The organism is Desulfomicrobium norvegicum (assembly GCF_900114595.1).
GTDB lineage: Bacteria > Desulfobacterota > Desulfovibrionia > Desulfovibrionales > Desulfomicrobiaceae > Desulfomicrobium > Desulfomicrobium macestii.
Genome location: NZ_FOTO01000005.1, coordinates 40,083 through 53,168 on the forward strand (window position 1 = coordinate 40,083; position 13,086 = coordinate 53,168).

Below are 13,086 nucleotides of genomic sequence, written 5' to 3' on the forward strand. Positions count from 1 at the left end.
TCTGACGGGCGCATCATTCAAGTGGTGTCTGTTTTTCAAGCAGCGACAGCCCGTGCCGCAGATCTACCATCAGATCCTCCGGATCTTCGAGTCCGATATGCAGGCGGATGATCGTTTGCCCATGATGGCGGCCGCCCAGATTTCTTGCGGGCACTCCGGCCGTGATCAGGCTCTTGTATCCTCCCCAACTGAATCCCATCCCAAACAGACCAAGAGAGTCCAGAAATGCGCCCAGATCTTCCGGAGCGTATTCGTGACGCAAGGTAATGCCGAAAAGGCCGGACGCGCCGCTGAAGTCGCGCTTCCAGAGATGGTGTTCAGGGTGCGAGGGCAGGGGCGGATAGAGCACGTCGCCGACCAGCGGATGGTCTTGCAGGCACTGCGCCACCTTAAGGGCCGAGGCGAAGTGCTCCCTCATGCGGACATGCAGGGTCTTTAGGCCGCGCAGGGTCAGCAGGCAGTCGTCGGGCGAACCGTAGATTTCCCGGCAGGCGTAAGCCTTGTCCAGGGTTTGGGCGTGTTCGGCGGTGGTCGAGACCGAGCCCATCAGGACGTCCGAGTGGCCGGAAAGATATTTGGTGACTGAATGGATGGAGATGTCCACGCCAAGGGCGAACGGATCGAGGAACAGGGGAGTGGCCCAGGTGTTGTCGAGGACGGTCAGGATGCCGCGTTCGCGGGCGATGCCGGTGATGGCTGGTATGTCCTGGATCTCGAACGTGTTCGAGCCCGGCGATTCCAGGAAAATGAGCCGGGTGTTCGGACGCAGGTAGCCTGCGATGTCCGCTCCCGCATTGCCCGGCACGGTATCGGTCTGAACGCCGAATTTGCCCAGGACCTCACGGCAGAAGCGTAAGGTCGGTCCATAGACATTGTCGCAGACGAGCAGATGGTCCCCACTCTGCACAAAAGCCAGCAGGGTTTCGCTTATGGCGCTGATGCCCGAGGGAAAGACGCGGGTCAGGGCCGCGCCCTCAAGTTCGCCGATGGCCTTTTCGAGAATGCGCTGCTGCGGCAGCCTGTCGGTGCCATAGGTGACCCCGCCATATTCTCCAAGGCCGGCACTGCGCAGATCCGCATACGAGTCGAAATATACGGTCGAGCCGCGATGAAGTTCCGGGTTGACGGTTCTGGTCCGCGGAAGTCCCAGATCCGGCGTCTGCATGATGCGGGTGCGTGCTTTCATGAAATCCCTCCTGCTCCTGGTGCTGATGCCTTGGCGAAAATCATTGGTCAACAATGTTTTGGATGGGGCGGCCGAAGGGCTCGTGCTCAAGGTCTTGGTGCCGGTTGGCGGCGATGGACTCCTGCTTGCGTCCCTGGAAAGAGGGAGAGCGGAGCGCTACTGCTTTGGCAGTATGTCGGCATTTGCGATGCTGGGATGCTTCCGTATTTCAGAGAACCAAGGTCTCTGGCGCTTGCCGTGATTGTGATCACACGTGTACGCGATGGAAATTTGCTGCAGGCAAGTCACCTATAACGTCAAGGGAGATCACCATGAAGAATCAGGATATGGCAACGCCGTGCCCCAACTGTCAGGGTTTTGTGAGGCAAATCGAGATTGAAGAGCATGTTTTGTTTAAAGGCGTTGAGGTTGCGTACACTGCAACGTTGCAGCAGTGCGCCGAATGCGGGCTTGAGTTGGCTGACATCGAAGAGGCGGCGGTCATGCAGGAGCGGCTTGCCGATGCATACCGGAAAATCGTTGGTTTGCTCGGAAGCGAAGATATTCGTCGACTGCGTCAGGAAAAGGGCTTGTCGCAACAGGCACTGGCGGATGCCTTGGAAGTCGGAGTCGCCAGTATCAAACGCTGGGAAACCGGCGTTGTTCAGAGCAAGTCGATGGACACCCTGTTGCGATCGTTTCTGCTGGACAATCAATGCAGTGAGCACACTGGCAACCGTGAATTTTCCATCCCGCGAATTCGTTTGGTTCTTGAAGCCTTTGCGGATCACCTGAAGCGTCCTTTGTTGAAAAAGGATGACCGCATGCTCTATGCGGCTAAATACCTCTGGTACGCCGACATGGCCGCATTCAGGGATCTGGGCCGCGGCATGACTGGGGCTACATACGCCGCTTTACCGATGGGCCCTCAACTGAACAATTATCGGGATCTGGTTGATGAGATACTCAAGGCCGACATGACCAGCGCTTCACCACTCAGCAAAGCGGAAACGGCCCTTATCGCAGCCGTGGCCCGGACTTTTCCGACCAACAAGGGCGTCTACGATGCCTCGCACCGCGAAGCAATCTGGCTGCGTTGCGCCACCGGGGCGCTCATTCCATATTCCCATGCCGTTGACTTGACCGAAATGCCCACATGCAAGGATCTTTCTTAACAATTGAATGCGATCGAATGCGCAAAAGTGACGCAAATGGTTTGCTGAAGCTTGCTGTGACAGTGTCCATGCGTGCAATATTCAATAAATGATGCGGGAACATTTTTTTTGATTGCTATTCTTTATAGTTTCCGTTTATTTTTTACATCCAGATTTTTTCACCATTCTTGTTTCAGGCTTTTTTCGCTGGCTGCTGCGGCGATAGTGACCTTCCGGTATATCATCTCAAGTTGACGTTGTAGTAGCGCGCACCTTCTCGAATCTAGCTATTAATTTCTCATCCTCGATCAACCTATGCATCGCTTTGAAATCACATGAGAAAGCGCAACGCCAAGTGGCGCTGGCTCGTTTCATGCGCCGTTATGCTGGGTATCATCCTGAATGTTCATGAGAAAAAGCTGAAAGGTTACCCACCGCGCTGGAGCAAGCAAAAGCGGTGGCCGTGTGCCAAAAATCGCCGCAGCTCCTTTTGCGAGCCTATCTGCTTTTCGGGACCATGATTCTATGCTACTGGATGAGATACGACTGGTTCGGCTTCAGATAAATTTGTTGAAAAATCGAAGCTTATCTCGTCGATCATCGTGTTGACGATATGAGATTCCGCAAGAGTGGTTTCAAACTTACGGAAAGTTCGGCATCGGGTTGGTGATCAGGGAGTTTATAATCATGAAAACCATTGTATCCATTGCTTTAAATCCAACGATCGACAAGAGCTCAAGTGTTGATCACGTCGTTGCAGAGCGAAAACTCTACTGCAAGCCGCCACGTTTCGAGCCAGGAGGCGGAGGGGTTAATGTCTGTCGGGCCATCAAAAAACTGGGAGGAAAATCCCAGCTCCTTTATCCCGCAGGGGGAATGACAGGCAAGAGGCTTCAGGAACTTCTGGACGAAGAAGGGCTGAACCATCGGTCATTTCCCATCGCGGGAATGATCCGCGAGAGTCTGGTCATTTTGGATGAATCGACCGGCCAGCAGTACCGCTTTGGAATGCCGGGACCAAAACTGAAGGAAAACGAATGGGAGTCATTTCTTCAGGAACTTGCTGCCATCGACCCCGCACCCAATTATGTTGTGGCAAGCGGAAGCCTTCCGCAGGGCGTGCCTACTGACTTTTATGCACAGGTCGCGCGTATCGGAAAGAAAAGGGGGGCAAAAACCATTGTGGACGTTTCGGGTAAAGCCTTGAAGGAAGCGCTGGATGAAGGGGTGTTTTTGATCAAACCCAATGTCCGCGAATTCAGGGAACTGGTCGGCGAAGAGATCAAAGAGGAATCGCAGATCAAGGCCGAGGCCCAGAAAATGGTCAAGAGCGGCCGGTGCGAGGTGCTCATTATTTCTCTCGGTGCGGCAGGCGCCCTGGTGGTTTCGGAGGAATTTACCGAACACATCCTGCCGCCTACCGTGCCCATTGTCAGCAAGGTCGGGGCCGGAGACAGCATGGTTGCCGGTGTCACCTTGAGCCTTGCCCGAGGAAACCCGCTCAGGGAATCCGTCCTTTTCGGAGTGGCGACCGGTTCGGCAGCCGTCATGACCCCGGGATCGGAGCTATGTAGGCGGGAGGATGCCGAGAGGTTATATGAAAGCATGGTTTCAGGATCTTGAAGAACACATGCACAGCGCGGGGTGACGGCCATGAGAGTTTCACTCCTTAAAATCAAGAGCGTACGCACCCGGCCTCATGAATCCTGGAGAAACTCCCGGAACCTTGCCAGCATCAGGAGAAAGACATGAATCAGGACATCAAAGATCGCTCAGTGGCTTATTTTTCCATGGAAATTGGCATTGACGAAAAAATATGTACGTATAGCGGTGGCCTGGGGGTACTGGCCGGAGACACGATCCGTTCGGCAGCGGACCTCAAGGTGCCGATGGTTGCGGTCACGCTTCTCTATCGCAAGGGCTATTTCAGGCAGCGACTGGAAGCCGACGGGTGGCAGCGGGAGGAACCCACCTCCTGGGCTTTTGATGAGTTGCTGGAAGAGGAGTCCGCTCGCGCCCAGGTCACCGTGGAAGGGCGGACCGTGCACCTTCGGGCCTGGCGCTACGATGCCCAGTGCTTGAGCGGCTACGTGGTTCCCATCTATTTTCTGGATGCGGACCTTGCCGAAAATTCGGAGTGGGACAGGGGGCTGACCCACTCTTTGTACGGCGGGGATGATCATTACCGGATCTCACAGGAAGTGATTCTGGGTATCGGAGGCGTCAGGATGCTCCGGGCTCTGGGTTATCAGGAAATCAGCACATTCCACCTCAACGAAGGCCATGCCGCCCTTTTGACTCTGGCGCTGCTTGACGAGGCGGCGAAACAGGCCGGAAGGAAATCGATCATGGCGCAGGACCTGGATACGGTCCGCGACCATTGCGTTTTTACCACCCACACCCCTGTTCCGGCCGGTCATGACAAGTTTCCGCTGGAGCTGGCACGCAAGGTCATCGGCGAGCGGGATGATTTCTTCGACCTGGAAGGCGTTCTCCATGAAGGGACCACCCTGAACATGACCTATCTGGGCCTCAACCTCAGCCGTTATGTCAACGGTGTGGCCCGAAAACATGGCGAGATCTCAAGGCTCATGTTTGCAGGCTATACCATTGACGCCATCACCAACGGGGTCCATGCCGCCGCCTGGGTCGCCGCACCGTTTCGAGAACTTTTCGACCGTATGATTCCTTCATGGAGGCAGGACAATTTCAGCCTGCGCTACGCCTTGAGCGTTCCCAGGAATGAACTGTGGGACGCCCACATGCAGTGCAAGAAGCAGCTTATGGGCCTTGTCAACGACGAAACCGGTGTGGGCATGGATGAAAACATACTGACCATCGGCTTTGCCCGACGCGCCGCCACGTACAAGCGGGCGGATCTCCTGTTCAGAGACATGGAGAGGCTCAAGAGAATCTCCAATGAGGTCGGCAAAATCCAGATCGTCTATAGCGGCAAGGCCCATCCCCGTGACCATAACGGAAAGGAACTCATTAAAAGAATATTCTCGGCCAAAAATGACCTGAAGCATGACATTAAAGTTGTTTATCTGGAGAACTACAACATGACGCTGGGTGCGATCATGACCGCCGGGGTGGATATCTGGCTCAACACACCCGAGCCGCCCATGGAGGCTTCCGGAACCAGCGGGATGAAGGCGTCCCTGAACGGTGTCCCAAACCTGAGCGTGCTGGATGGCTGGTGGATCGAGGGGCACATTGAGGGTTTGACGGGCTGGTCCATAGGGGAGCCGGTTCACGGAAAGGGAGAGGAGCGGGATCACTCCCAGGACGCCCCGTCTCTATACGACAAGCTGGAGCATACCGTTATCCCCCTTTTCTACAGCGATCGGGGCCGATTCATGGACATGATGGCCTACTCCATTGCCATCAACGGATCATTTTTTAACACCCAGAGGATGGTGCAGGAGTATGTGCTCAATGCATATTACAATCGCTGAGAAAACGCATCTATCCTGATTGTCAAAGCAAAGAGAAGAACCGGCACGAGCCGAGCCTTCTATGTTTGCAGATTTGTGTACGGAAAAACGTCCAGGTATCTTCCCTTCAATCCTTCCCGCACATGAAACAAGGGGGAAATCGTCTTCCCCCTTGTTTTCTCTGATTCTTAAATCCGCCTATTCCAGCGGCGTATTCGGAATGAGCGTCCAGATGCCGCAGGGGCAGGCTCCGGCGCAGAAGCCGCAGCCGATGCATTTCTCGCTGTCGCAGACCATGGCGAATTCGTTGTCCGGCAAGGCTTCGCGGCTGATGGCCCCGCGCGGGCAGATGGCCTCGCAGATGCCGCAGTCGCGGCACACGCCGCAGGACGAGCACTCCTCGGCGCACTGGTCCAGGCTGTCGAATGCGCCCAGGCGCGGGTCGAAGTAGGCCAGGTTCATGCGTGAGTAGTCTATGGTTTCGGACATGTGGTTGCCCGGATCCATGTATTCAAGCCGTGTTTTGAGTCCCTCGTGCATGTCCTCGGTGACCGAGAGGGGGCGGCGGCCGCTGATGATGTCGTCGATGGCCTGGGCCGCACGTCGTCCGTCGCCGATGGCCTGGGTCAGGAGGCCAAGTTTGACCAGATCGCCGATGGCGAAGACCTTCGGGTCCGTGGTCTGGTTGACGTCGTTGACGGTGATGAAGCCGCGCTCACGAGCGATGTTCTCGGGAAAGGCCTCCAGATCCGGGGTGTCGCCGATGGAGATGATGACCGTGTCGGCCGGGATGACCCGTCCGTCGGTCAGGAGCACGCCCTCGGCCGTGATTTCCTTGGTGAAACAGGGCCACAGGAACTGGGCTCCGGCTTTCTCGGCTTCCTCGCGCTCCTTGCCGAAGCTCATGGGCTTCTGCACGTCGATGAGCGTCATGCTCTTCGCGCCCAGGCGGGCCGCTTCGGTGGCCACGTCGCAGCCGACATTGCCCGCGCCAATGATGACCACGCGCTCTCCGACATCGGCGTCGCCGTGCTTGCAGGCTTTCAGGAAGTCCGTGGCCGTGATGAGCCGCTCGTTGCCGGGCACGGGCAGGGTGCGCGGGCGCTGGGCTCCGGTGGCCAGGACGATGAAGTCGTAGTCGCTTCTTATGGCCTCGAAGTCGTCGCGGTTGAGTTTCTTTTCAAGGCGCACATGGGGAATGATCTCGCGCGCCCGGTCCAGCTCCGCCGCCAGCACCTCGGGCGGGATGCGGTTGGCCGGAATGGAGGCCTGCAGCTTGCCGCCCAGCTTCTCGTCCATGTCGAACACGGAGGCCTTGTGGCCTTTGAGGCGCAGCTGCCAGGCCACGGAGATGCCGGCCGGGCCGCCGCCGATGACCGCGACCTTCTTGTCCGAGGACAGAGGCAGCATGGGCGGATGGGCGTTGATGCCTTCCTTGCCGAGCATCTTGGCGTCCACGGGCTTCAGGCTGCCCAGGCCGCGCGTGCAGCCCTCCATGCACAGGTTGGGGCACAGATAGCCGCAGACCGTGGCCGGGAATGGCGTATATTCAAGGGACAGATCCACGGCCTCGGCCAGGCGGCCTTCGCGCACCAGCTGCCAGCGTTTCTGGACCGGAATCCCCGACGGGCAGCTGGCCTGACAGGGGGGCATGTACTTGCAGTTTTCCCAGACCGGCGCGAAGCGGCGCAATTCCCCGCTGGTGATGAGTCCGATGGGCGAACGGTCCAGGGAGGTCAGATCGCCGACCAGGCCGCCGCGTCCAAGCTCCATGTCCCAGACCTGGGAACGGAAGTCGGACATGCTTTTGCGTTTCTTGGTGACCTTCTCGTAGGGGGACTTGGCCGTGGCCTGATGCCACTGGTCGCGGGTCGCCAGGATGTCGAAAAGTTCGGATTTTTCGATTTTCTGAAGGTATTGCTTTAGGTTTTCTTCAAGCCAGGCCCAGTCCTCGTCGGAGATGGGCACGTGCTTGGCGTCGGCGTTGCTGATGACCTGTTCCTGGCCACGGTAGAAAATGCGCCCGCCAACCATGCCCACGCAGGGGCGGTAGCCCAGGACATTGGCCTGATCGTGGGCGTTGAAACCGCAGACCACGGCAGTGCCGCCGGCCATGAACTCCGCGAAATAGTCGCCCGTCTCACCCAGAACCCAAAGTTCCGGGGGGGTGAAGCGCGGGTTCTGTTTGGTCATGGTCATGCATCGCGAGCCGACGTTGCCGCCGACATAGACCTTGCCCTGGGCCATGGCGTTGCAGATGCCGTTGCCCGCGTTGCCGTGGACGATGATTTCCGCTCCGGCGTTGAGCCAGCCGATGTCGTCGGAGCCGGGCCCCATGACTTCGATGGTCGTGCCGGGGAAGCCCAGGGAACCAAGGCGCTGTCCGGACGCGCCGGTGACCTTGACGCTGACGGACTCATCCTTGGATACCCACAACCGCCCGCCGATACCGTGCTGGCCGCAGGCGTCGATGGTCAGCTCCCTGGCTCCGGCCTTGACCGCGTCCTGGATGCGTTCCTCCAGGATGCGCGATTCCAGGCGCACTCCGTTTTCCTTTCCGTCAATATGAATGATGCTTTGCATATCTCTCCCTCATCAGACCACGTATTTGATGGCCAGTCTGTCCGCCGCGTCCTTGTCGGCGATCCCCAGCGCATCGGACATGCCGATGGGCAGAGACGTGGACCTGCCCAGGGGGGCGAAGATCTTCTTCATTTCCATGTCGAAGCTGACGTAGAGCTCGACCAGCCTCTCGGCCACCTTCTCCGGATCGAGCCTGCGGTACACGCGCGGATCCTGGGAGGTGATGCCCTTGGGGCAGACGCCGATGTTGCACACGTTGCAGCGGTCGGACTCCGAGCCCACGCATCCGGCGGCGGCCTGCATGGCGTACTTGCCGATCTGTACGGCCGAGGCGCCGAGCATGATCAGCGATGCCGCGTTGGCCGCCAGATTGCCGTTCTTGCCGATGCCGCCACCGGCGATGAGCGGGACCTCGTTCTGTTTGCCCAGCTTGCAAAGGGTCAGGTAGGCGTCGCGGATGTTGGAGGCGATGGGGCTGCCCATGTGGTTCATGGACACGTTGTAGGCCGCGCCAGTTCCGCCGTCCTCGCCGTCAACAGCCAATCCGGCCGCGTAGGGGTTGCGGCAGAGGTTGTTCAGCACCGCGTTGGTCGTGGTCGTGGCCGAGATCTTGGGATAGACCGGCACGCGGAAGCCCCAGGCCATGGACATGGACTGGATCATCTTGGCCACGGACTCCTCGATGGAATACTGGGTCTGATGCGTGGGGGGGCTCGGCAGACTCACTCCCGGAGGCACGCCGCGAATGGCCGCGATGAGCTTGTTGACCTTGTGCCACATCAAAAGGCCGCCGTCGCCGGGCTTGGCGCCCTGGCCGTACTTGATCTCCACCGCGCAGGGGTCTTCCTTCATCTGCGGGATGGCGTGGATGATCTCGTCCCAGCCGAAGTAGCCCGAGGCGATCTGCAGAATGACATATTTGAGAAAACGCGATCTGAGCAGGCGCGGCGGACAGCCGCCCTCGCCGGTGCACATGCGTACGGGCATGCCCAGCTCCTCGTTCAGGTAGGCGACGCCCATCTGCAGGCCTTCCCACATGTTGGGCGAGAGCGCGCCGAACGACATGCTGCCGATCATGAGCGGATAGATCTCGCGCACGGGCGGCGCCCAGCCGTGTTCCTTGATGGTGGCAAGGCCCTCCATGGGGCTCTGGATGCGGCCGATCAGGGTGCGCAGGTCGAATTCATGGCGGCCCGAATCAAGGGCCGGGTCGGTCAGCATGGAGATGCGGATGAACTTGATCTGGTCCAGCAGCGAATTGTTGTCGTTGCGTCGTCCGCCACGGGTGCGGGGCTGACCGCCGAGATTCACGTGGTAGCGCAGCTTGTCCTTTTCATCGGAGTGCATGGGCAGGATGGCGTCGTTGGGACAGACCATGCTGCACGTTCCGCAGCCCACGCAGGCCTGGTGCGGGGCCGTGCGCTGGCGGATGCCGTAATAGATGGTGTGCTCGTTCTCGGGCTTGTTCTTGAACCCGGCCGGAACCTTGATGCTGCGCTTGCGGAAGGTGCCGAGCTCCAGGGACTGCATGGGGCACACCGCGCAGCACTGACCGCACAGGGTGCAGCGGTCCTTGTTCCACTCGATCTGCCAGGGCAGATCCTTGATGCTCAGTTGGGAAGGGCTAATGGCTGTGTTTGCCGACATACTTTGATCTCCTGGCGGTCCGGGCCGACAATGGCCGAATCAAGATGCATGGGTTGAAAATCCTGGGACTTGTCACGATCGGGAATGGCCAGGTCCAGGCCGCAGATCTCCGAAGAGAACGCGTAGATGCCGGGACGGCCTCCGACCACGCCGGGGCGCAGCTTCTTGCTGTCCTGGACCATGAACATGGATTTGTCCGGAAGGCAGCCGATGACGCAGTTGGGGCCGTCGATGATGAGGCGGCGGCAGATCTGCTTCAGCTTGGACAGGAATTCCCTGTCCGGATGGGCGCTCATCTCGTGGTCCTTGAGGGGCGTGATGATGTGCTTGTAGGCTTCAAAGGGCAGGCCCAGCTTCTTGATCGTGTAGTGCAGGATGTGGGTGAATACTTCCGAATCGGAGTTGTAGCCTTCATAGCCGGGAATGCCCTGGGCTGCGAGGTAGTCGCGGATGGGGATGAAGGCCGTGTTCTCGCCGTTGGTCATGGTGCTGATCCCTTCGACGAAGAAGGGGTGGCAGGCGTAGAGATTGATGGCGTAGTTGGTGTTCTGGCGACCCTGGGCCAGGACGAGGCGGCTCATTATCTCGGGCCGGTCCAGTCCCAGATATTCGCCGACCTGCAACGGATCGCCGATCTCCTTGATCATGACCGTGTCCGGCCAGAAGGAGAAGACGGTGATGCTCTCGTCGGCCAGACCCATGTGCTTGAGTTCAAGGCGGGTCTTCAGGTAGCCAAGGCCTTTTTCATCTTCGCTCAGATCGTTCCAGGCGGCGGGGATGTCATAGGTCCGCACGATGTAGCGGTCACGCCGGGGCGTCCAAGTGGGCATGGGACCCCTCGGCGTGATGGCGAGGTCGTGCTTCAGGGTGAACCCCTTGGCGCTCATGAAGGCGTCCAGACGTTCGACACCGGCGTCGGTGAAGATTCCCGACAGGATGGGGCTGCCCTTCATGGACTCGAACGGGCCGCCCAGATCCGACAAATAAAGGCCGACTCCTGATCCGTCGTGTCCCTCGCGCATGACATCCAAGGCACGGATGGCATCCATGGGGGAGACGGGTTCGCTGCTGGTCAGCGCAAACAATCGACACATAGCGCGCTACTCCCTTTGCTGTTCAAAACCTGGCTCCTGGAAATGTGACATAATTGTCATATTTTTTCGGTGCAAACAGGTGATTAATGACAAATTTGTATAAAAAAACGGCCCCGACTCGTGAAAAGTCAAGGACGCTGACATGAGCAAGGAAAGGGCCAAAATCGATTACCGGGACAAGGCAGAAAAACTGTCGTTTGGGAATATTTCCCGCTCATACAGGACACTATTCCCAAACGGTCGGGAATTCAACCCTGCCGACTGCCTGTCGTCGCGTGGGATTCAGCGTGGAATACTGGCATACACGCATCATCCTGGGCATGCGTCATCCCCGCGCAGGCGGGGATCCATCTTCGATGTCGGCCAGGAGGCGGAACACGCTCTTGTCATTCCCGCGCAGCCGGGGATCCATCTTACGGAGGTCGTGATAGTCGATTGCCGTCTCACCGAGCGTCATCCCCGCGAAGGCGGGGATCCATCCCCCGAGCTTCAAGGTTCGTCTGTTCAAGGCATGGATTCCCGCCTGCGCGGGAATGACGTGTTGGAACTGCGGGTTTCCGAACTTCGAGCAGTATGTGTCGCGGACTGAACGTGGCCTTTGGAATTGGCGGGCTAGGACGTCAGGAATGGATCGCGGGGCAATTATTTTTCGGAAAGCGGATTCTGCTTTCGCTCCGGCGTGTAGAACCACCAGGGCCTTGGCTCGTCTCCGTCCATGAATCTGGTCACGGACACGAAGACGTCCAGCACGCATGGGTCCTGGCGCGCTCCGGTCAGTTCACAGAGGCGGTCGTAGAGGGTTTGCGGGTTCTGGCCGGTGAGCTGTTCCGGGCGCTCGAAGCCGAGCAGCCGCAGGTCCCGGGCCATGGCCGGGCCGATGTTGGGCAGGTCGGTCAGATTTCGGAGGTGATCGCGCCTGACTTTGGCTGGGTTCACGGCCTTTCTCCTACACGATGCGGCGGGTTATCTCGTGATGGTTGACGAGGATCTTGCTGACGTAATCCACGGTCTCGCCGAAGTTGGGGATGCGTCCGTAGGTGCTGTAGACCCCGTATTTGGAGTCGGTGTTGCCAAGCCCGGCATTGTATCCGGCCGTGGCCGCGAGAATGTTGCCGCCGCGGGCGCGCAGGTTTTCGGCCATCATTTTGACCATGGCGTTTATGGAATGGGAGTAAAGGACGCGCTGGTCGAATTTTTCGAGGAAAGCCACATCCTGGGGCGAGAAAATGGAGCGGTTCTGGAAGTTTTCACTCAGAAAAAGGCGGCAATTGTCCCGCGATGCGGTGTAACTGGCCTGCAAAAGATCCATGCGGTCAAGGGCCAGGGCGTAGGTTCCGGCGGCGCTCAGCGGTTTGCCCGCGGCCTGGGCGTTGACGAGGGTGCGCAGCAGCTTGGCCGGATTGCCGAACAGCTCGGGCTGTTCCTTGCGCAGGGCCCGCATCTGGTCGCGGTATGCCGCGGCCTGCTTGAATTCGGGCTCCAGATCCTCGCGCAGGGCAAATCCGGCCGGTTGTCCGTGGCTGTCGGCGCAGACCAGATCGTACCCTCTGGCCGTGGCGGCCATGAACTGGCACGGCCCAACGGCTAGGGCCGAGGACACGGCGAATTCGTAGAAAAAGGACTCGGCCATCATCTGGCCCATGATCCAGCAGGGGTCCACAGGGTAGATGGATGCGTGACGCAGGACGCCCTGCACCACATGCGTGCAGATCTGGGGGATGCGCGAATGCAGGTCGATCTCGGACAGGGGCTTTTTCCAGACCGGCAGATTGCCCTTGGGGTAGCTCTCGATGATGTACGCCAGCACCGATTGGGCCATGGCGTGCGCAAAGCCGGAAGCCGAGACCCGGTCAAGGATGCGTGCCGGGTCCTTGGCCTGGATGATCCGGATCTCCGAAATTTCGGAAAGGGGCGGCTGCGCGGCCAGGGCCTCGTGGCCGAAGAGCGGCAGCAGCAGGGGGGCCAGGGCGGCCTTCAGAAGCGAACGTCTTTGATTATTCATGGGA

Annotated in this window: 11 protein-coding genes; 5 read left to right on the plus strand and 6 right to left on the minus strand. The window is 58.9% G+C overall.

Going from position 1 to position 13,086, the window contains the following annotated elements; all coding sequences use genetic code 11:
• Positions 1 to 13: 13 nt before the first annotated feature.
• On the minus strand, positions 14 to 1,186 hold the full coding sequence (metC, locus tag BMZ24_RS09215; RefSeq protein WP_092191533.1) for a cystathionine beta-lyase: 1,173 nt from the start codon (positions 1,184 to 1,186) through the stop codon (positions 14 to 16).
• Between metC and BMZ24_RS19805 the strand changes: the two genes are divergently transcribed.
• The 4 genes from BMZ24_RS19805 to glgP all read left to right on the plus strand — a co-directional run bounded on the left by BMZ24_RS19805 (position 1,185) and on the right by glgP (position 5,777).
• Complete coding sequence (locus BMZ24_RS19805) at positions 1,185 to 1,427, plus strand: hypothetical protein (RefSeq protein WP_161949101.1); 243 nt, start codon at positions 1,185 to 1,187, stop codon at positions 1,425 to 1,427. The genes metC and BMZ24_RS19805 overlap by 2 nt on opposite strands.
• 70 nt (positions 1,428 to 1,497) lie before the next feature.
• Positions 1,498 to 2,340 carry a type II TA system antitoxin MqsA family protein gene (locus BMZ24_RS09220; protein WP_161949102.1) on the plus strand — a complete coding sequence of 281 codons (843 nt, stop codon included), beginning with the start codon at positions 1,498 to 1,500 and terminating at the stop codon, positions 2,338 to 2,340.
• Positions 2,341 to 2,985: 645 nt separating this feature from the next.
• On the plus strand, positions 2,986 to 3,942 hold the full coding sequence (locus BMZ24_RS09225) for a 1-phosphofructokinase family hexose kinase (protein ID WP_244150333.1): 957 nt from the start codon (positions 2,986 to 2,988) through the stop codon (positions 3,940 to 3,942).
• Positions 3,943 to 4,067: 125 nt separating this feature from the next.
• The gene (glgP, locus tag BMZ24_RS09230; RefSeq protein ID WP_092191539.1) at positions 4,068 to 5,777 is read left to right on the plus strand and encodes an alpha-glucan family phosphorylase; all 1,710 of its coding nucleotides are present in this window, start codon (positions 4,068 to 4,070) and stop codon (positions 5,775 to 5,777) included.
• Positions 5,778 to 5,954: 177 nt separating this feature from the next.
• On the opposite strand, the gene BMZ24_RS09235 is transcribed toward glgP, so the two are convergent.
• The 3 genes from BMZ24_RS09235 to BMZ24_RS09245 are packed head-to-tail and all read right to left on the minus strand — an operon-like array spanning position 5,955 to position 11,080.
• The gene (locus BMZ24_RS09235) at positions 5,955 to 8,339 is read right to left on the minus strand and encodes an FAD-dependent oxidoreductase (protein WP_092191541.1); all 2,385 of its coding nucleotides are present in this window, start codon (positions 8,337 to 8,339) and stop codon (positions 5,955 to 5,957) included.
• A gap of 12 nt (positions 8,340 to 8,351) precedes the next feature.
• Positions 8,352 to 9,986: a glutamate synthase-related protein gene (locus BMZ24_RS09240; protein WP_092191543.1), complete on the minus strand. Its 1,635-nt coding sequence runs from the start codon at positions 9,984 to 9,986 to the stop codon at positions 8,352 to 8,354.
• Positions 9,950 to 11,080 (minus strand): class II glutamine amidotransferase domain-containing protein, encoded by a 1,131-nt coding sequence (locus tag BMZ24_RS09245; RefSeq protein ID WP_092191545.1) that lies wholly within the window; start codon positions 11,078 to 11,080, stop codon positions 9,950 to 9,952. Before BMZ24_RS09245 ends, BMZ24_RS09240 begins: the two co-directional genes overlap by 37 nt.
• A 142-nt stretch (positions 11,081 to 11,222) precedes the next feature.
• Between BMZ24_RS09245 and BMZ24_RS09250 the strand changes: the two genes are divergently transcribed.
• Positions 11,223 to 11,669, plus strand: coding sequence for a hypothetical protein (locus BMZ24_RS09250; protein ID WP_092191547.1), 447 nt, complete (start codon positions 11,223 to 11,225; stop codon positions 11,667 to 11,669).
• Between the two features lie 53 nt (positions 11,670 to 11,722).
• On the opposite strand, the gene BMZ24_RS09255 is transcribed toward BMZ24_RS09250, so the two are convergent.
• Together BMZ24_RS09255 and BMZ24_RS09260 are read right to left on the minus strand one after the other, a co-directional pair.
• Positions 11,723 to 12,016 carry a helix-hairpin-helix domain-containing protein gene (locus tag BMZ24_RS09255; RefSeq protein ID WP_092191549.1) on the minus strand — a complete coding sequence of 98 codons (294 nt, stop codon included), beginning with the start codon at positions 12,014 to 12,016 and terminating at the stop codon, positions 11,723 to 11,725.
• Between the two features lie 10 nt (positions 12,017 to 12,026).
• Complete coding sequence (locus tag BMZ24_RS09260; RefSeq protein WP_092191551.1) at positions 12,027 to 13,082, minus strand: lytic transglycosylase domain-containing protein; 1,056 nt, start codon at positions 13,080 to 13,082, stop codon at positions 12,027 to 12,029.
• Positions 13,083 to 13,086 lie beyond the last annotated feature (4 nt).